Raw genomic sequence first — 22533 nt, forward strand, 5'->3', positions numbered from 1 at the left:
AAATCCAGGCCCATCCTTAAAATCCTGGTTCAAAAACCAAGGCATTTTCATCAAGCACTGAGATCCCTGCTTTCGCAGGGATGACTTGCTTAGATGTTATTATTCACAGGCCGGATCACTCCTCAAAACTGCGAATCTCCCAACTCACCTCTCCATTAAAAGGATCAGCAACCAGCTGGTATTCGCCATTTTGCTTTTGCAGGGTGATGTCCTGAACGCTTTCCCCATCGGGCAAATAAATCTTACCAGAAGCTCCAGAACCTTCTACCGAATAGGCCACCAATTCAATTTTGCTCCAATCCATAAACTTGGTGGATTGTGCCAGTTCGATATGTGGCAGGACGGTTCCATTTCGCACCAGAGCAATGATGGGAATTTCACCAGCTTCGATGGAATGCCAGCCTCCTTTGTAAACTTCACCAGTCTGATAGTCAATCCAGGTTCCGGGTGGCAGGTATACATCGCGTTCTTCCACATTTTCAAATAGCGGGGCTACCAGGATATCCGAGCCAAAGAGATATTGATCGTCAATGAGCCAGGAGCCGGGATCATCTGGAAATTCCACAAACAGGGCGCGCAGCATTGGCCAGCCATGCTCGGAATTATGCTTGGCCTGGGCGTAGATGTAGGGCATCAGGCGGTAGCGCATGTTATCGGCCTTACGGAAACCTTCGAGAAATTCATCGCTGAACTCCCACGGCTCAGTCGGTGGGTTGCCGTGCGAACGTACGTGGGAAGTGAGCATCCCGAAAGGAGTCCAGCGCCGGTACAAGTCTTCAGGCGTAGCCGTCACAAAGCCGCCAATATCATGGCTCCAAAAGGTGAAACCGCTGAGTCCCATAGAAAGTCCGGCTCGTAAGGTAGCTGACATGGCCGTATTCGTAGTAGCCGGATCACCGCCCCAGTGCACGGGGTAACGCTGACTGCCCGCCCAGGTACTTCGTGCCCATATAAATCCATTGCCATGCACCTCCTCGGTAATATCGGCTACGGCTTTATTGTAGCGCAGGGGGTACAAATTATGCTCGTAAAAGCCGGTCCGGCCGGAAGCGTAAATACCATTGGCAGGAGCCGCCTCTCCAAAATCTACTTTAATGGCGCCTACACCCATTTCCAGCAGCGGCTCCAGTTTATCCTGATACCACTGAACAGCCTTAGGATTGGAGAAATCCAACACCGCATCTTCTAAAGGAATATTTCCCTTGCGATCTTTCACCGCGAGATCATTCTCAATAATCTCAGGAAACAGCGTGTTTTTCGGGGTGAAGTAAGGCAGCTGCCAGAGTGAAATATGAAATCCGTCGTCTTTGAAATCACTGATCATCTTCTCAGGATTCGGGAAACGATCTTCGGGGAATTTATAATCACTTCTCCAATCCACGCCAAACCAGCCGGTATCGAAATGCAGTACATCGGCCGGGATTTCATAATCGCGTAGTTTCTGAATCACTTCTCTGCCTTCCGCTTCCGAGAAATAGGTAATGCGACTCATCCAAAACCCAAACGACCACAAGGGCGGCATGGAGGCTTTGCCGGTCAACTCGGTGTATTCATCCAGGATGTCTTTCGGTTCACCCAAAAAGAAAAAGAGGTCGGCTTCATCATCGCCAATCATCATAGAATTGGCAGCATTGAAGTACTTGCCCACATCTACACTAATGGGAGTAGAGTGATGCATAAACACGCCATACCCGCGGCTGCTCATATAAAACGGAATGGGCTTGTACATGGTCTCATTTTGGGTGCCGTTGGCGTCATCCACCCACAACACTACTTTTTGTCCACGTTTGTTGAATTGAGTGAAGGACTCTCCAAAGCCAAAAATCTTTTCATCCGGAGAAAGTGACATCACAGCCGCCATGCTGCGGGAATAATCGCTGGCACGACGCACATATGAAAAAGGTAAAACCGGAGTGTAGGTGTTGGTTACATCCGATTGGTGGATGGTGCTGGTGAGCAGCTTACCTTCTTCATCATACAAATAAATGTGCCAGGGATTTTCGGTAATCACCACTTTGCCATACTCGCTGCTGTAGCTGTGGCCTTCTTCGGTTTTGGCATAGCTCCACGCAGAACGCGCATCCAGGGCCGAACCGTTAACCAGCATCAGCGAAGGCTCTTCATCTACAAACTGAGGACCCGATGTCATCTTAAGCCGGACCGTACGATCTGACACAAACTGCAGTGAAAATGGCAGTTCGGGGCTAGCAGCATATTCAGTAGTGGGAAACTCATTCGCTCCAACCGAATCCAATCCAGCCAGCATATTATTAAAAGCCATACGCGTGGTGAACTCGTGACGAATATATTTGATAGTTCCCGATGCCGTTTCCGGATCAAATGAAGCCACGTGATCGGCCAGGTAATAGGTGTTTTTGAAGTTTCTGAAATCCGGAGCGATATCGGTTGGCTCGTTTAGTAGATCGGTGCCCTGCAATTGAGCCCATGCACTGGTGGAACACAGCATGGCCAATAACATCGCGGTTATGCTTTTTAGAAAGGTGTTCATAATCATCTTTTTTCAGGTTCTTTGTGAGAAGAGAAATGGCTGTGTGCCGAAAAAGTGGGCTGCGCTGGTATCCCCAAAAGCCCCGTGTGAAGGTGAAAAATCATCATCCAAAACCACTCAATTTTATTCCCGGTACTACAACAACTATTCTGTTTGAATGAATTTATCAATTTATTGGAATAAATAAAGAGGAATCTCTGAAAAGCTAAAATTCATTCTTCCTTTCACCATTCCTGAATTTTAAAGGATTAGGAAAAGGTTTGCTTCGCAAGATGGCCGAAATATCATAGCCGAGCTCTAACAATGTATCAATTACCCCCCTGAATTTCTCCAAAAGTTCTGCATTCCTTGTTCAATGTTCCATATTCGATGTTCAAATGTTCTTTTTGCCTCTAAATTTTGTAAACTCCCTGCCCCTCAATTTTTGTTCGGAGCACGATTTACCGATCTTTATTTGAATTAAAAACAGCAATCAATCATTCATTCAACCAATGAGCACTGACAAAGAAAAAATCTTTTACACTATTACGGATGAAGGACCGTACCTAGCCACTCACTCCCTCCTTCCTATTATTGAAGCCTTTACCAAAGCCGCAGGGGTCAATGTAGAAACCAAAGACATTTCGCTGGCCGGACGTATTCTCGCCAACTTTCCCGATTACCTGAAAGAAGATCAAGAGGTATCGGATGCCTTGACGGAGCTGGGCGAACTGGCCAAGAAACCTGAAGCCAACATCATCAAGCTGCCGAACATCAGTGCTTCGGTTCCGCAGCTGGTAGCCGCCGTTAAAGAATTACAGAAAAAAGGCTACGACCTTCCCGATTATCCCGAAGAGCCGGAGACCGAGGAAGAACAGAAAATCCATGACCGCTATGGCATAGCAATGGGAAGTGCGGTGAATCCCGTATTGCGTGAAGGGAACTCAGACCGACGTGCTCCCAAGCCGGTTAAAGAATATGCCCGTAAGAACCCACATTCCATGGGTGAATGGAGTTCCGATTCCAAAACACATGTAGCCACTATGGGGCATGATGATTTTGCCTCCACCGAAAAATCCGTGACGGTAGATAATGCCGATGACGTACGGATCGAGTTTGTGGATGAAAACGGCGAGGTACAAGTGCTTAAAGAAAGCACCCAACTGTTGCCCGGAGAAGTCATTGACACCGGCGCCATGAGCAAAGATGCCTTGGTTAAATTTCTGGAAGAGCAAGTGGAAGATGCCAAAGAAAAAGACGTGCTGTTCTCTCTGCACATGAAAGCCACGATGATGAAGGTTTCGGATCCTATCATTTTTGGTCATGCCGTGCGCGTGTATTTTAAGGATGTTTTTGAAAAGCATGGTGAAACCCTGAAAGAGCTGGGCGTAGACCCCAACAATGGTTTTGGGGATCTGGAATCCAAAATTGAAGAGCTGCCTGAAGACAAGAAGGCGGAAATCAAAGCCGATATTCAGAAGTGCTACGAAGAAGGTCCCGACCTGGCGATGGTGAATTCCTACAAAGGTATCACCAACCTGCACGTTCCAAGTGATGTTATTATTGATGCCTCTATGCCCGCCATGATCCGGACTTCCGGACAGATGTGGAACAAAGATGACGAAACGCAGGATACCAAAGCCGTGATTCCTGAAAGTTCGTATGCCGGCATCTACCAGGAAGTGATTGACTTCTGCAAGGAAAACGGCGCTTTTGATCCTACTACCATGGGCAGCGTGCCTAATGTTGGGTTGATGGCGAAAAAAGCTGAAGAATACGGCTCACACGACAAGACGTTCGAAATCCCCGGAAAAGGAAAAGTTCGCGTAGTAAATAAAGCCGGCGATACGGTAACCGAGCACGATGTGGAGCAAGGCGATATCTGGAGAATGTGCCAGACCAAAGACGCCCCCATCAAAGACTGGGTTGGACTGGCGGTACGCCGCGCCCGGGAAACCGGTGATCCCGCTGTTTTTTGGCTGGATGAAGACCGTGCACACGATGCCGAACTTATCAAAAAAGTAAACCAGTACCTGCCGGAATTTGATACCGAAGGGCTGGACATTCAGATTATGAGTCCTGTTAAAGCGATGCGATTCTCTTTGGAGCGCATCAAAGACGGCAAAGACACGATCTCCGTAACCGGAAACGTGCTGCGTGATTACCTCACCGACCTCTTCCCTATCCTGGAAGTGGGTACCAGCGCCAAGATGCTTTCTATTGTTCCGCTGATGAACGGCGGTGGCTTATTTGAAACCGGTGCCGGCGGTTCTGCGCCTAAGCACATTCAGCAGTTTCTGGATGAAGGTCACTTGCGCTGGGATTCATTGGGTGAATTCCTGGCTCTGGCTGTTTCGCTGGAACACCTCGGCAAAACCTTCGACAACGAACGCGCGCTGGTTCTTTCAGAAGCGCTGGACGAAGCCAATACCGAGTACCTGCAAAACGACAAGTCGCCTTCTCGTAAAGTGAACGAACACGACAACCGTGGCAGTCACTTTTACCTGGCGATGTACTGGGCCAAGGCATTGGCTAATCAAACCAAAGATGCCGAGCTGGCCGAACACTTTAAGGCAGTAGCCGAGAAGCTGGAAGCCAACGAAGATCAAATCAACAAAGAGCTGATTGATGCGCAAGGCAGTCCACAGGATATCGAAGGCTATTACTGGCCTAATCGCGAGTTGGTGTTTGATAAAATGCGCCCAAGCAAAACGCTAAACGAAATCATTGAAAACGTGTAAGCTATTTGCTGAAGTAACGTATTCAAAAGCCCGTCCCGGTTTCGGTGGCGGGCTTTTTTTATGCTTGGGAGTTTTGGGGAAGCTTTCTATGACTCAAGGCAAAGCCTCGAATTACTTATCCTTTTGAAGTACAACTTCAAAAGATCACATTAACGCTTACTTGCCCGAACTTATCCTGGCTACCTATCCTGGTGCAAGCGTCTCGCTTGTACCAACTGTAACTGCAACTCATTACCATTATATACCACAAGCGAGACGCTTGCGGCAGGACAGAATGAAATGGTTTTGTTGAGGGTAATTAGCAATATCTGACTCAAGGCAAAGCCTTGAGTTACTTGTGCTTTTGAAGTGCAACTTCAAAAGATCTTGTACAACAATATCGGCTTAATCCTTACTCGTGAATCTTGACCACGTAGGTTACGGAACCGGAGGCGCCCGGGGCAAGACTTCCCTGGAAAATCCATTTTATAACTCCCTCTTGTCCGGAGCCGGGATCTTCAATGGTACAGCCTGTCAAGCTATTTGGGAGGGTATTGCAAGTAGCAGAAGTAAATGAGGTATAGGATGGCGTGTTATCCACTATTTCCATGGAGCTAATGGGCTCACTTCCATTATTCGTGTAATCAATGGTGTAGGTCAAGGAGGCGCCCGGCAAAGCCTGTCCTTTGTTTACCTCTTTCACAATCACCAGTCCGCCTTCAGTGATGCTCACCCGGACTAAATCCGTTCGCTGCAGTTCTTGCTCAATATCAGGACTCGTATTGTCTAACACGAAGTTCGCAGTAATAACCGAACTGTTCGAAGCCCCGGTGGATACCCCTTGTGGAACCGTCACTTTCAGCAATAGGCACATGGTTTGATTGGCCGTTACGGCAACTTCCGTATTTTCGTCCAGTATAGGCTCTCCGCTTTCAACCGAATTATTACAATTAAGATCCCGATACAGTACCACCGGCCAGATTGCATTATCCGGATTGGAAGTGTTCTCTATTGAGAAAGTCACCTTTCCGGCCGTTCTGGATTCAAAAGTATGCTGGAAGAAGCCTGATGTTCCGGGTTGCAGATTCTTTTCTCCATTAGTAAGCAAACGGCTCAGCCGTACATTGGCAAACTTCACCCCGGTGTACACTTCTCCCAAAGCATACGTAAAGCTCACTTTGTCTTCGGATAGAGTATACGTCCCCTGGGTATTGCCGACTTCTCCACCGGTCGTGGTATACTCAGTTCCGCCCTGTTCCAGTATTTCAACAACACTTCCATCGGATATTTCTGAAGCTGAAATATATAGCTCAAATGCTCCGCTGCCCTTGCTTTGAACCTCATGTAGTGTAGAGCCACCGGTAGTTGCAGCTTTAACCGTAACTCCTGAAAGCCCGGCTTCTCCACCATCCTGTTGAGCGTTGTTTGCGGTTCCACCGCTGATGCCGTTATCGTTATAAACGGTTCCTTCTACTTTAGCGCCTCTGAAATCCCCAAAGTTCATGGTGTACGGTTGGTTGTTTACCGTAACGGGACGTTTGTTGGGCGTGGTGGAAACATGCTCTTCGGGATCGACAGGCGTAGGTGTACAAACATCCGGTGTGGGTACACTTTGCCCATAGGCTTCAATCACTTCGTATTCACCATTCAGCACATTGGTAAACTGATACAAACCATCAGAATTGGTGATCACACTCTTACAGTTATTCAACGCCACATTATAGAGTACCACCGTCACATCCTGTATACCGTTTTCTCCATTTTCGCGAACGCTGTTGTGATTTTCATCCTGATACACATAACCGGTAATCGTAACCCCGGTAGGTACAATGCGTTGGTTGGCACTAAACTCAGAAGTGTTATTACTGCCATCGATGGTAATGGCTGTGATGCGGTCGTTGGTTGCCAGCGTCACAGAATTGGGGATAGTAACCGCTTCATTAAAGGTGCCATCAGAGTTGGTGGTTACACTTCCGATAAATTGCCGTCCCTCGCCATGTGGTCTGACCAAAGTCCCGTTTTCTTCAATCAATCCCTCATTGTTGCCATCGTTATCGGCTTTGTAGATTTCGATAGTGTAGGTGCCGTTTAGTTTATTGGCATTGGTTCCTACAAAACCTTCCACGCGCAAATCAGATCCTTCAACCGTTGCCAGCGTAAACTGCGGATAATCAAGACCGGCATTAGGTTCCACACTGGTTGACTGAATATTTCCATCGTTGGAATTCACCCCATCCGCCTGACCTGAACCACTGTAATTGGAAACCACATCCACAGAAAGACCAAAGTTGTTGAGAAAGCTGTTCTCAGTAATCCGGATGCCCTGAATGGAGCCGCCGTCTGGAAAGCTAAGTTTGATACCCGCACCTAAATTCTGTCCGCCTGAGGAATAATTCGTTCCGTTATTATTAATTACGTTGGCTTCAATCAAGGAATTTGAAACGCTATGCAGCACACTTATACCCGCAACCGTGTTATGCCGGATGGTGTTATCCCGAATGATACTGTTTTGTGATGCACTGCCTGTCTGTCCCAGCTCAATACCACTACCACCGGTAACCGGATCGCTGCTGCTGTTTCCATTTTCGTGAATCAGGTTTTGCTCAATGGTCCAAGTTCCAATCACCGATAATCCATCGGCCTCTGTATTCTCCTGTGCAGTTTGAAATACCTCGTTTCCAAAGAAAGTCACGCTTGCATTGGCGTTTTCGGATCTCACCCCATTACCCGTGGTGTAGGCTATAAAGTTTTTCTGAACCAATATAGAAAGTGAAGCAGATCCACTAAAATCAATTCCCTGACCTGCCCGTGAGTTTCCACCCGGATTGGTACCATCTGCCCGCAATCCAACAAGGTTATTCTCGATGGTACCGGAAGAGGAATTTTGAACATTGATACCATTGCTGTTGTTGAACAATGCCAATTCCTTAACAACCACCGCTCCCGATGTATTGATGGTAAAGGCATAGTCGCCCATGTCATTCAGGTTGATCTCCAGCTCTTTGCGGCTAAAGCTTCCGATGGCACTTTGGGCTGTTCCAACCGCTCCACCAGCCCCCACGGTTCCTCCATTTTCATTGCGAATAACCAAGGGACTGTCTTTACTGTAAGCAATCCCGCTGATGGTAGTCAGGGGATCCGTTACCGGCGGTAAGGCACTGTTTAAGGTGATGCTCCACCAGTTGGCATTGTTCACCGGTGCCGCTGGCACAAACCGCATAGTATTAGCCCCACTGATGGCATTAGCATTTTGGATAAACTGTCGCAATCCACCCTGTATCGATCGGCCCGCTGAACCGTCGTCATCACCATCTCGAGTATTTGTTACTACATTAAAGCTAAATCCAAAATCAATGTCTTCTATTCCCTGATCTGTAACCGTCAGTTTAGCCACATGCTCAGCCTGTGCAATATCTGCGCCGGTCGGTGAGGCCGGGATATTATCAGAAACATTGCCCCTGCGACCTCCAAAACAATTCCCTGCTGTAGATGATACCACCGTGCCGTTATTACCATCTGCACAATAGGCGCCTGCAGGTGCATAGGTCTGCTCCGCCCAGGTACTTCCATTTGTCAATGCGCCAGACCTGGAATCCACTGCCACCCAGTAATCCCCACCCTGCCCAATCTGGAAGGTATACTCCCCTTTATTCCCGGTAACTACCGTTTGTTCATATTCGTCATCCGCGCCATCCGGAAGCCCGTCTCCGCCATCTTTAAACAGATGTACTTTAACATTTTGTAATCCGGTCTGATCACCGGAAGCATCATTGAAAGACAGATCGCCGTCTGCAACACCATTGCCGGTTTTATCTCTGAATACCGTTCCTTCTGCCTCAATACTAATGCGGACCACCGTCTTGGAGGTATCATTGGCAATGTTGGGATCGAACTGATTGAGTCCTTTCACATAAGCCATGTTTACCAAAGAATCGGCTTCTACTCCCGAATCAACGGAAGTTCTAAGCGACAAGGTAGCGGAGTTACCTGAATTCAGCGTTCCAATCGCCCAGGTTTTAGTGAGCTGGTTAAAGGTACCTTGTGTGGGGGTGGCCTGGATCAGGGAAAGCCCGGCGGGCAGTTGCTCACTGATATCCAGTTCGGTTGCATTCTGCGGACCGTTGTTGGTCACATTTACAGTGAAGTTGATCACCTCATTTTCCAGCGGATTTTCTTCATCCACCGTTTTAGTAACCTGAATATCTGCATTCCTGGTATTCACAATAGGATTGTCAAATTCCTGATTCAAACAGCCTCTGAAATCAATATCGACCAGACGTTCACTGTCGTAACCTCCTGTTGGAATGGATCCGGTGCGCAACTCCAACCTCGAGGTATAGTTAAACGTGATGTATGCCATATGATCGGTATCAAAAGAACCTTGTCCATCTGTAGTGGTGGAGGAAGCGAAGATAGCGAAAGGCCCTTCGTTGCTAAGCGCTAAGTTTGTTCCAGATTCTATGGTACTGGATTGATTCTGGGAAAAGCCCATGTAATCCCTGATCGATTCTCCTCCCGTCTGATAGCCGTCAATATCCAGGCCTGTCATGGAGAAACTTCGTTTTACGGGGATATCTGTTCCGGACTGAACAATCCTGATTTCCCAATCTATGTATCCGTTGCTGGTACCATTTTGGGTTACAAAAAGCGGACTAAAGTTAGCGGCCTGATCGCCCGCGCTGTTATCATCCAACTCATTCAATATGGCATTGTTGATGGCTTTTATCGTTACAAGAGCATCCAGTCCGGAAGCTACATTGGTAAAGCGATAGACGGCATTGACCTGCTCCGGAACGCCCTGTTCCAGACTATAGGTATCAAAAGAGAAAGTGGGCGGAGCAGTACATGAGAGGTTTGAGTTCGGATCGTTAACAACTATATCGATGGTGGTGGTATTGTTATTGGGTACCAAATCCACACCGTCTACTTCCGCAACCGTTGCGGTGTTTGATATGGTCTCGCCCTCTGTACCGGTTTCAACCTCAGCAACAATCTCAAGCGTAGCAGATTGCAAGCCCTGCAGCGAACCTACTGTCCATTCCCCATTGCTGCTGTTATAGCTACCCTGGCTTGGGGTAGCCGATTTAAACGTCAAATCACTGGAAAGTACATCTTCTATAACAATGCCGGTGGCAGGTGTAGTTTTAGTGTTTGCGAGGTTGATGGTATAGGTGATGTCCTGCCCCACATCCGGCGTCACGTCATCCACCTCTTTGGTAACCCCAACATCAACTACGCTTTCCGTGTTTGGATCGTCAAAATCATTGATTTTACAGGGATCGAAACTCACTGAAATAACGCGATCGTCCGTGGTACCGTCAGATTTAATACCAGCCCGCAGGTTGAATACCGCCTCGTTCGTGTAAGTGGCATACACCATGTAGTCGGTGTAATTGCTGTAGGTAGGTTGGGTATCCTGGAAGTTATTCGATTCAAATGTGACGAATGCATTCGCGTAGTCGTTTATCAGGTTCGTTGCTTCCTCTACCGTAAACGAGCTCAGGTTTTGAAACCCAATCAAATCCTTCAGGCTTCCGGTACCATCAATGTCAGAACCGGTAGCAGCAAAGGACATATAGCGCGGCAGGTTTGTACTATTATCAAAAAAGGAAATCTTGAAATCTACGTATCCGTCATCACCTCCAATGTTTTCAATGGATGGTGAGAACTCTTCAGGCAGCTGACTCAGGTTGGCATCATCTACATTCAACAGTTGAGCATTATTAATCGTAATCACTTCCACTTTGGCATATACCCCGTTCATCACGTTGTTAAACCGATAAACAGCCCCTATCTGGTTGTTGGAACCACTGATCAAGTTGCCATTTTCGAAAGTAAGCAAAGGCCGGTCGTTACAGGAATTGGGAGCCCCGGGAATCAATACGTCCACCACTGCAGTAGAGGTGTTATTGTCTGCATTATTATCATTTTGATCGAGCGTGTTTATAGATGCCGTATTAGAAATGCTATTGCCCTGCGTTTCATCATCTACCGTTACGTTAATCGCCAGCGAGGCAGAAGCGCCATTTGCAAGTGCCCCGATAGTCCAAATGCCGGTAGACTGATTGTAACTTCCCAGCGTAGCGGTAGCACTTTGGAAAGTCAGCCCTGAAGGCAACTGGTCAATCAGGCTTAAATTGGTGGCATCCTTTGGCCCGTTGTTCGTCACATAAATGGTATAGGTGATGTATTCGCCTTCCAGCGGCACGGCATTATCTACCACTTTTTGCACATTGATATCCGCTGTTTCGGGGATGACGGTAATCCCTGTAGTCGCCGTATTGTTGGTCAAATCCGGATCACTCTGATCCACAGAAGAAATAGAGGCCTCGTTTTCGATGGTAGATCCCACCGTGCCGCTATTAACCGTGGCCATCAGTTCCAGGGAAACCGTGTCTTCCGGTGCCAGGGTTCCTACATTCCAAATACCTGTTCCGCTGTTATAACTGCCCTGTTCTGCATTGGCCGATGTGAAAGTGATGCCTGACGGCAGCTGATCGGTTACCTGTACACCTGTTGCGCTGAATTCATCCGAGCTGTTGCCCACTTGCAGGGTAAAAGTGATGGTTTCCCCTTCAATAGGCTGCGTATTATTTACCGACTTCAACATGACCAAATCCGGCGTAGGTGGCGGGGTGATGGTAACCATATAATCTTCTACCTCACCATCTGAAGCACTTCCGGTAGGATTGGCTACTTCGGCTGCATTTGTAGCGATACGGAAACGGGCATGCGTAGTACCTGTAACTAAACCTGACAATCCAGTCCAGTTCAACGTTACGCTTCCTGCAGAACAGGTCCCGGAATCATACTCACCGGCATCAAAAGAACCAGACTGATTGAAATCTACCCAGCCGCCAACCGCTCCGCCACCGGAACAGACCAAGGTGACATCATAGCTGGGTTGGGCCGTATGCAGTTCCGGCATAGACGAAATCGCATCTTCATCATCACCGGCTCCCAGTCCTGAACTTTCGGTATCATCCCCGGATGATGTTCCATTTGGTCTTCCATTTCCATCGGGATCTACATTTCCGCCAAAAAATACCTGGTCGTTCCCATCATTATTCAAAAGGTGGAAAGCTGGAGGCTGTGTTCTGGAGCTATACTGTGTGGTGTAGGTTGAAGGGGCATCCCCAAAATCAGCCCGAACACCCAGTCCTACATAAATATTATCATTGGCAGTATGCACTTTTCGAAGCTCAATCCGGTCCATATCGGGATTGCCGATTTTTATCCAGAGCGGAGTGGAGGAAATACTACAGGAAGCATTGCCGGAAACCGTGGGCTGAAATTCCAGTGTGGTGTTTCCGTTGGTGTATACCAAATTTACGTTGTTGGTACAAAGTCCGCCATCCGTGCCTTGCCCTGTTTGCCAGCCATTTAAAGAAACTTTAGAGCCCGAATTATCAAAAGCTTCCAGTGTGTAGGAGGTATTTCCACCGTTGGGAGCCAGCCGGTTGAGTGAGAGCAAAATGGCATCTGAAGGCACGCCTGAAGGAATATCAATATCGATGGATGTCGTATTACCGGTAGCTCCGCTGGGGTTTAACTGTGGGCCGTTAAACTCATCCCCGGCATACGCTCCTGAAGCCCAGGATTGCAAAGCGTTGGGAGCAAAGGTGGTGTTGCTTCCGGCCGCAGCGTCCACCGTAGCAATTTCCAATCCCCCTACAAAAGCAGACATAGAAGTTCCGCCAAACACTCCGTTAAAACAGGCCCAGGCCACATCCTGTCCGTTGGTGATGGGACACGGATCCGGCCCAAAAGCGGAGTTATTAAAGGTATTATTCGTTACCGGCTGATTGCTGAAACCTGAGGCATTATTACCGATTTCATCCTGTACAGGATTTGTGCCGGTACTATAATCCACTTCCACAATATCACCACTCACAACAGGCTGTGAAAGACTTAAGTTAATGCGAGCCCCGATGATAGCTACATTAGTAACCGTTCTCGTATTTCCATTAACCCGAATGGTAAAGTCACCTGAGGCAGGAATGGAAGCGGGACTCAGATTCTCATTGTAATCAAGCTGCAGGGTTGAACCGTTTATACTGGCCACATTCAAAACCGGTCCGCTGGCATCTGCAGTTGCTGAAGCTTCGGCCGACTCCGGACTTTCATTCCCGGATCCATCAATAGCGGTCACCACGTAGTAATAGGTGCCACCGTCGGTGAGGCCGGTATTGGTATAGCTATATCTCGCACTTTCATCATCCCCTACAGTGGCAACCTGCGTATAGGGTCCGCCGGCATTTGAGGCTCGTTGTATTGAATAAGTAGTAACACCCCCCTCGCTGTCCACATCATCAAAGTTAATCTCAATATCGCCGCCCGCAAGAGCAGTAGCTGTGACGTTAACCGGAGCCCCTGGAATAGTACTGGTATTATTGGTTACGGTCTGGTTTGTGAGATTCCCTGCATTATTCCCTGCCACATCCTGAATTGGGTTACCTCCTGCCGTATAGCTGACCTCCACATCATCTCCCACTTCGGCCTCAGGATTGATGGTAAGGTTTACTTTATCCCCACTTATTGAAACGTTCGTAATCGTAACCTCACTGGAATTCACATTTACAGTAAAACTGCTTGCAGAGGGCACCGAACCGCCATCAAGGCTTTCGTTATAATCAAGCTGCAGGTTGGACCTGTTGACAGTAACCGCCTCAAGTGTTGGGGGTGATTGGTCGGCCGTAGCAGACACCTCGGCAGATGGCACACTTGTATTGCCTGATCCATCCACGGCTACAACTACATAATAATAGGTTAATCCGTCGGTTACGCCATTATCGGGGAAGAGGTAAGAGGAACTTTCATCATCGGTAATTGTGGCTACCTCACTGTAAGGCCCGCCCTGCGAGGTTCCGCGACGAATGGAATACAAACTAACTCCGCTGCCGGTCTCATCCACATCATCAAAAGAAAGTCGAATATCGCCCCCGGCTACTGCCTCGGCTGAAACGTTTTGGGGGGCAGGTGGAGGATTCCCATCCACGGGCTGCTGATTGCTAACAGTATAGAAAGAAGATGGATTATTTTGGTTATTGAACTCTGTAGCTATCCAGCCTGACGAGAAGGTGGAACTTGCCAACCTAAACTCGTCGAACTTTGCATCTATGTAATCATCCGCACCGTAATTTGACCTTCCAAAATAGTTTGAGTTTGAATTCTCAATACTATTTGGTGTCAGGGTAACATTATTTGCAGTTCCATACAGAGAGCCATTCCGATATACAATCAATGTATTTGCTCCATCATCAAGTACAATAGCCCAATGCACCCATTGACCGATATCAAGAGTTGAATTGGAAATAATAGCTCCCTGTTCTCCTGAATTTCCATTTCCAGTAATACGCACCCGGGTTTCGGACGGTGAATTCGTACCTACCGAAGGGGTAAAGAAAAAGTTAATGTTGGTATTACGGCCAAAATCGAACACCCGTTCCCAGTTGGTATTTGCACGGTCTAATTGTACCCAACCTGAAAAGGTAAAATCCCCCACGCCGGAAAAAATTCTATTTGGCACCTCCAAATGTTGGCCTGAATTACTGTTTGAAGCTACATTTGATGAATTGTTTAAGTTTCTAGCAGACCCAATTTTACCATTTCCCAAATTTGAGGTAGACCGGTTCGTTAAATTATTATTGCTGCCGCTCGCATCGCTTACATTATTTTCAAAGTGATAGATCCCAAAATAGTTACTGTTCCATATAGCATTTGTGGAAGGATTCGTAGTAACCGCCCCATTCCCATAGAACATATAAATATCGGTGTCGGTATTTCCACTCAGGGAAGGAATCTGCACCCAGGCAATCAACTCGCCGGTCGATGAATTATAACTTTCTATTTCATGACTGAGGATGGTATTACCGTTTACATCCGCTGCAAAAAGAATATCATAGCCGTTTGAACTTTGCACATTATCCCGCAGATCGGTATCTGTGATGCTGATGAGTACCGGAAAATTACTGTGGCTTCCCTGCACCTGCGAAGCTTGTATGGATACCTGCTTGTAATACTGATATCCTGCTGGCTGAGCCTGCGCCATGGTTGCAAAAAGCGCCATCACCATTAACAATAACAGACGATATGTAGTGCTAAACCGGTTCATTATTTACTGTCCTCCCCGTTCTTGAAAGCACCATCCAGGTCAACAAGTCGAATATGTTGCATATCCGGGTAAACAAATTGTAGCTGATCGACAGGCACATCATCCGAACCATTGGTGTAGGTTCTGCCACTTTCAATGCCCCAATCTGTCAGGAATGTTTGAATGGCTTCGGCGCGAAGTTCTCCTTTTTCAAGACTGCTGTTGTATTGAATTTGAAGCTTAGCCTTTGGATACTTTTTCATGAATGAGCCAATGCGCGCCAGTACAGCTTTTTGCTCCGGACTCAGTGTCATCGCCGTAGCGTCAAAATCCATATTCATCGGAAGCGCGTTATTCCGGTCGAAGCCTTCCGTTAGCCGTTCGTCTTTTCTTGATTGCAGAACCTCCAGTAAGTTGTTCATCATAGCCAGAACGCGGCTATTTTTTTCAAACCGGATATCATCCTGCTGTGCATACACTTCCACGCGCTCAAGATCGCTAAAGCTAAAGACAGCGGCTGAATCATTTTCACTTTCTGTAACTGCCAGACGATCTTCCTCCACTCCTTCCCTGATCAAATACTCAGCAATGCGGGAAGCGAAAATCGTATCCGCAGAAGCAATCTCCATTTCTAAACCTGCATGATCCTCAAGTACCATAGCTATTCGATTTGCCATGTATTCCTGAACCCCATTCAATTCTGGAGAGGTGATATTGAATGCGGCCGGCACCTGATTATGCCCTGCCATAAATACATAGTCCCAAGTATCCACACCGCGCACCACCGGGTGTACTTGAAGATCCTCTACCTGGTCAACCAGTCTTGCACGGAACGGTTCAGGATTGATAGCTAGCTCTACACGGCGGTTTACAGCCATATCCACCTGATCTTTTTCCTGGCGGATTTCCTGGCTGTAGCTTAGCCCTTCAAACCGGAGTTTATCACCGCTAATACCGGAAGCGATAAGGTAAGAGCGCACTGCCCTCGCTCTTCTTTCGGAGAGATCAAGGTTATAATCGTAAGAGCTTTTTGAATCGGTATGCCCTGTTATGCGAATCGTATAATCTCCCTCGGATTGAAGGAAAGTAGCCACCATATCAAGCATTTGTGCGGAACGGGCGGTTATGTAGGTGCTGTCGTTATTAAAGTGAATTTGCTTCGGTAAAAAGTACAGCTGCTCAATTCTCTTGTAATTTGATTCCACCTCAGCAATGCTCAAACGATAGGGATCAAGTGCCGGGATATGGAACGGCAGAATAGTGAGCTTAGGCCCACACTCTTCTTTACAAATCAGGTAACGGGATTCATCCAGAATGTTTTTGCTGCGCTCGGGCGCTAGGCTGCGGAATATTTGCTCGTCAAACTTGTAGCTGAGTCCGGCATACACACCCCGCTGTGTATAATTGTTTTCTGAGAGATCTTCATCTTCATATCCAAACAAATTGAAACCGGCTGCAAGACGCAGATTTTTAGCCACCAGATAACCGGCTTCAATTCCAACTCCGTAATCTTTAATGGTAAAATCACTGTTAGCCAGCAGGCTCGCATTTATGGAAGCGTCCCATCGATCGGTGATGTCGTACATGGTTCGCCCGGAAAGTAACTCCAGGAAACTGGATGATTTCAAAAACTCATCCTGCTCTACCGATCTTTTGGCAGCCAGCCGGCCCGTGAAGGTCCAGTCTACTACCGGATGATAATTGGCATGAGAAGAAAATACATGGGCCGACCGGAAATGGTTAGGGGCTATATTTGCGTCTTCCTCATATTTAAATTCATATCGAAACAGGGCATCCAGTTTGTTGCTGTCAACATCGCGGAAGGCCGTACCTACGCGCAGACGCTGCTGAATTTTGCTAAACCCGGAAACGCCGTCAGTGGCGGTAAGTGCAATGATATTCTTGCCCAGGAACGTCCAGTCGCGGTTTATTTTGTGTCCGTACCCGAAGCTGTTTAAATAGGTGGTGGATTGTTTTCTGAAACGCGCTTCCAGTTTCGCTGTTCCTTTCCAGTTGGGGTTGGCCGTATAATCGATAGCTGTTGAAAGCGCTGTTCCATCGTTTGTCGGAGTCCCCTCAACGGTGTAAATACGCTCAAACCCAACATTCAGTCCCAAGCCTTCTTTAAGCTCAAACTGGTTTCGCACCCCAATGGCAGCCTGACCGGTTCGCCCGTCCAGCGCATCTGCCATTCGGTATTCGCTGTAAATCTGGCCGTTGTTCATGTAGTTCACATCCAAACCAACCAGCGTGTTATTTCTTTTTGCACTGCTGCTTAAGGTGTAGCGCCCGCCTGCACTGGAAATGAACTCATGCTTGGCATACAGCTTGGCAATATTTCTAAGGCGATAGTCACCGCCAACCGCAATCATTTTCCGGTCGGTATTAGTCATGTCCTGCTCATATTCCCCATAGGTGGATGCCCCTTCTATAAAAGGAAGATCAGCCGTGATTTTACCTCTTGCGTTGGTGTTCACGATTTCCTCAGATGCAGCTCTGGATTCCTGCGTATGCCGGATCCCCACTTCGGCATTAATGCTGCTGCCAAGGCTTCGCTGCACATTCAGCACTCCACCCACAACTTCAGCCCCGCTGGTATCATTGCGAGAATAAAGGAATTCACCATTAATGTTGGTAGAACCTTCGAAACGGTACCGCCCACGCACCTTAGCTTCGGTGCGTCCCTGCCCAAGGGTGGCCCGTTCATTATCGAAGTTCTTCTCTGCTTTACCGACCTGTGCCAAAAGATCTACTTTTTTGCCTCTTTTTTGAAGCTCAATACGTCCGGCATTTCCGTTGCCATTTCTGGCAGTGTTGGTACGCGCTACCTCAACCAACATCCGGGTATCCTCATTCAGCTCTACGCTCAGGTTACCTGAAGTCAAAGCAAATTCTTCTTCCGGATTGTTGTCTTTCACATAGCTGGCGCCAGCCACTACTCCATCAACCACTCTAAGTTTTCCATCTACCCCACCGATGAAATAGCGTTCGTCGTCATTTTCTACTTCGTAAGTAATGCGAATAAACTGTGGGTTAAATTCTTTATCAACGCTGGAAACCGGTGCCCGGAAAGTGATGGCGCCGTTAAAGGGCTCAATGGCATAATCCCGGAAACGAGTCAGCCGCTCAACATCGAGGATGACCTCGGGCTGATTTCTGTCATAAGTGACAATTTCTACAATCTCACTGTTTTCAATGATATCCTGGTCCGGAAGTTCGTAACGGGAAATTCCCTGTCCCCGGAATTCACGAAGGCGATGGGTTGATGCTGAACTCACCCCAAAAGCATTCACTTCGTAATTATCCTGCTCATAATGTGTTTTGATACCGGTTTGTGAACGGCTGTAATCACCCAACTGTCGATCCTGATCTCGTTCCTGCGTGATGAAATCACCGTACATGGCATAAGTTTTATTGCGATCTACCCGAATGTAAAGGCGGCTTGAGGACTGTGCATCAAAACCCTTAACCGAAGATTCACCGTAGACCGGGTAAAATTCATCCGGGCGGATATCACGAAACATTCTGTTTTCTTTGTCTTTCTCAGAATCAAAACCAGCGGTAAGCAAGGTTTTTCCACTCACTTTACCTTTAAGGAAGAAGGAAATTCTGCCATCGGCCGTAAAGTTGTTCATGTCGTATGACAGCGACTTAAGCTCTCTTTCAAAGCCATCATCAGAAGAAGCAGAACGGATATCCAGAGGATTGCGCAGACGAACGGTTCCCTCGATAATACCGGCGGCAATTAAAGGTCTCAAATCCGGAATGAAATGTACTTTAGCTTCCCCTTCAAGTACCCCGGCATTGGCGCGTACCAATACAGTTTTTGGTTCTATTGTTGATTTGAGTTTAAAATCTGTCACCCCGCCCACTACCGAAGTTTGTGTACCTGGTGTTTTGGGTTGATTGTCTTCTACCTGCCACTCCCCCAAAGAGGCATCCAGGGTAATATCAATTTTTGAACCGATTCTGATTCCTTCCTGATCCAAAACTTCAACCCGCACTACCGCTGCCGATACACCATCAGCGGATACATGATTTTCAGGCACGGTCACTTTTAGTTTCTTCAATTCACCCGGTGCATAAACGGATACTTCAACCGAATCTCTGAGGTTTCCGAAAGGATCACGCTCCCTAAGCTGAACCGTATTCTTCCCCTTGTTCAATTCAATACTTACAAATTCCCAAGCCTGCAGGTCCCTGTTTTTGGCTGCTGATCGCTGACCGATCTTGTCATTTTCGATGATTTCACCATTTACTTTCATCTCAAAGCGGGCGCCCAGCTTTCCTTTTGCCTGAAAAGTAAACTGCCGGGCATCCAGGGTATCTCCATCCGCCACATTTAAAAAGCCCAAATCAGCACTCGCATTCAAAAGCCCCATTTCCATATTATCCAAAGCCACCACGGTAGAGTCTTCCGTAATGATACTGGTTGAATCAGGGGAAGCAGTCTTCGCATCAGCAGCTTCCTTGGCAGATTGAATTTTAGGAACCTTAGCGTCGCCCACAACGCCGGCTGCCTGTCTGTTGTTGGAAGTTCTTTGTTCTCTCAGGTTGAAATTTTTGGATACATCGTTTAGTACTTCATTGCGTCCTGCTCCGAAAGCTTCTTTTCGGGTATCAATATTGTTGAGAACTCCTTCGGTACAGTTACACACTGCAAAGTCAGCCCGGTGCATTTCCCCTTTCTTCAAATCCACAAAACGGCTGGACGGATCATTGGCATGGCGGTTGTCCACGGCCTCCAATTCACTGCCGTCGGGTAAGGAGTAGTTATCAATTTTAAGCACGTGTTTGTTTGGCTTCACCCCATAGAAGGTATATTTACCGTCCGCATCGGTAATGATGTAATTACCATTCTCGAGATACAATCTTACGCCCGGCACACCAGTTTCATTGGCATCCTGCATGCCATCACGGTCACAATCCAGGAATACATTACCAATGATGAGTCCTTCATCACTAAACACACCGCCGGTAACTTCTACCTTAACCTGCGCCTGGTTACTAACTTTTACGATGGCTTCATCACTTCTTGCTATGGCCACGTTGATACCATTACCTCGTTCTGAGCCCGCACCGATATGCACCTTGTAGATCAACTCCATAGAAGAGCCCGGATTAATGTCTCCTATTTCAAATTTTAGCTCAGGACCTTTTCCTCCTTCAGGATCTTCTATACTTTCCCCATCCAGCTGGGCCGTTCCTTTTTCGTATTCAAATCCAAAAGGCAGGTTATCGGTTAAAGTTAGATTATTGACCGTATTTACGGCTTCACTTCGAATGTTGATGGTGTAATACAGGAAATCACCGATCTCTGCTTCTTTTTTATTCACCGTTTTTTCCACAAAAAGTACACCGGTGCTTTTTGGATCTACCGGGATATCCACATCTATACCTTTTGGATCCCCTGTCAGCGAAAATGATTTGCCGTAGGAAGCCAAGCTATCCAGTGAACGGTCTGATGGTAACTGATCGATGCTAAGTTCTGATACAAATGTATACCCCTCAGGTGGAGCCACTTCTATGCGATATTCTCCGGCTAAAAGATATGGGAACCGGTATTCGCCGCTTTCATTGGTGGTTTGGATATTATCTAAAATTTCTTCTCCCTGTACATCCCGCACCTGGGCAAGTCCGCCTGCATTTCCACCATTTGTCACCCCATTCACATCAATAATTCGAACTTCTGCGCCTGACACCGGTTCATTGGTTTCACTGTCAAAAATAACGCCGTAAGGATCTACCTGTACCATGGCATTGATCACTGCGGAACCACCTTGCCCTGATTGGTTCAAGCCATCACAGGTAAGTACCGCTTCAAGCTCATCTTTCTCCACCGTTTCCAGTATTTCATTACCTAATACAACGGCAAATTGCGTTGCATCCCGGGTTGGCACTTCCTGATCAATTCTGAACATTCCGGTATTTGGACCGGTTTCAGTGGCGGTAAATTCCTCGAAATCGCCTGTCATCTTTGATTCAATGGTGATGATCGCCCGTTCAATGGTTCCCCTAAGCGTATTACAGGCTGAAGCATTAGCTTGCAAATGCAGGGGCTGCCCGATCGTTGACGTACCCGTGGTTCGATCGAAGTTACTATCGGTAAAGTAATCGATCTCAGCGTCCAGCTCCGGTAGATCCAAAATTACGTTATTTGATGCCGCTGTTGTAACTACCTCTCCGTCCGGATCCTTGTAGGACACCTCCGCAATATTGATGATATCGCCGGTGGCGTTGTCATTCACCCGTACGTCAAATAGCATCCGGAAATCTTCATTAACCCCTAGTGAGTCGAATGCAATTCCTACTACATTAACTACAGAAGCGTCACCTGGAGGAGTGCTGCTGAACTCATACTTTGCTGCCCCCGCCTGCTGATAAATAGGAGTACCTTTGTTAAATGACAAGAATTCTTCGAAAGTCAGGTTAGCTGGGATAGAATCAGTAAGCACCACTTTTTCGCGGGCTACACCATCAATGGTTACAGTCCGTCCTAATGCGGCAACATCTCCTGTATTTCTACCGCTAATGGAGTAAGTGAAAGTGTCGCCCCGCTGTATGTCTTGGGTCCCGATTTGCTCTTTCACGATATCAAGATTGGCACCGAGCAGAACCTGAACCGTATCCACATTATCCAGGGTTATACCATAATCTGGTGAATAGGCCTGTATTTTTATCATAGATTGAATACGCCGGTCCTCTTCTTCTTTGCCAATTAAGCCGGCATAGGAGAAGGAATACTGCTCTCCCGGCCCCAAGGTTACGGTAGTATGCAGCGTATCCCCATTGGCCGAAATGGTTTTCATTCGGTTATTCCACTCCAGTTGCTGCAAGTCAAAATCATCCCCGGCCATGTTGAAAATGGAGAGATCGAAACTAGATGTCACGTTACCGCGGTTCCTTAGCACGTGGCTGAGCGATACACTTCTGCCCCTGTACTCTTTCAGAAGCTGATCTGGATAGAGCGAAAATGTTGGCGAAGGAGCCACTATTACTTTAACAGAATTCGAATGCACCTCAATGTTTTCCGCTTCATTGAGTTTTTGAAAAAAGGCCTCTACCTGATTGACAATCTCGCTACCGGGCAGTGGCATTTCCTGAGCATGTAACTCGAATGTACCTGAAAGCAACAACAACAATAATAACAGGTATGATTTACAACGTAAGCTCAAAAGTTCTATTTACTGAAACCGCATTAAATTTAGAAAAGAGGAAGAGGGTATCAGCCT

4 protein-coding genes are annotated in these 22533 nt (G+C 47.3%); 1 reads left to right on the top strand and 3 read right to left on the bottom strand.

Annotation, left to right across the window (positions count from 1 at the left end; all coding sequences use genetic code 11):
* Window positions 1-115: 115 nt before the first annotated feature.
* Window positions 116-2509, bottom strand: coding sequence for a glycoside hydrolase family 31 protein (locus FN815_RS17830; RefSeq protein ID WP_142456192.1), 2394 nt, complete (start codon window positions 2507-2509; stop codon window positions 116-118).
* Between the two features lie 491 nt (window positions 2510-3000).
* Between FN815_RS17830 and FN815_RS17835 the strand changes: the two genes are divergently transcribed.
* Complete coding sequence (locus FN815_RS17835) at window positions 3001-5229, top strand: NADP-dependent isocitrate dehydrogenase (protein WP_142456193.1); 2229 nt, start codon at window positions 3001-3003, stop codon at window positions 5227-5229.
* 391 nt (window positions 5230-5620) lie between these two features.
* On the opposite strand, the gene FN815_RS17840 is transcribed toward FN815_RS17835, so the two are convergent.
* Together FN815_RS17840 and FN815_RS17845 are read right to left on the bottom strand one after the other, a co-directional pair.
* Window positions 5621-15322 (bottom strand): DUF2341 domain-containing protein, encoded by a 9702-nt coding sequence (locus FN815_RS17840; protein WP_142456194.1) that lies wholly within the window; start codon window positions 15320-15322, stop codon window positions 5621-5623.
* Window positions 15322-22476, bottom strand: a complete 7155-nt coding sequence (locus FN815_RS17845; protein ID WP_142456195.1) for an OmpA family protein — start codon at window positions 22474-22476, stop codon at window positions 15322-15324. Before FN815_RS17845 ends, FN815_RS17840 begins: the two co-directional genes overlap by 1 nt.
* Between the last annotated feature and the right edge of the window lie 57 nt (window positions 22477-22533).

The sequence above is a fragment of the Gracilimonas mengyeensis genome, assembly GCF_900182705.1.
Lineage (GTDB): Bacteria > Bacteroidota > Rhodothermia > Balneolales > Balneolaceae > Gracilimonas > Gracilimonas mengyeensis.

Excerpts from the sequence above, each read along its gene's own strand:
- FN815_RS17830 (WP_142456192.1), bottom strand. The coding sequence starts at position 2,509 with ATGAACACCTTTCTAAAAAGCATAACCGCGATGTTATTGGCCATGCTG.
- FN815_RS17835 (WP_142456193.1), top strand. The coding sequence starts at position 3,001 with ATGAGCACTGACAAAGAAAAAATCTTTTACACTATTACGGATGAAGGA.
- FN815_RS17840 (WP_142456194.1), bottom strand. The coding sequence starts at position 15,322 with ATGAACCGGTTTAGCACTACATATCGTCTGTTATTGTTAATGGTGATG.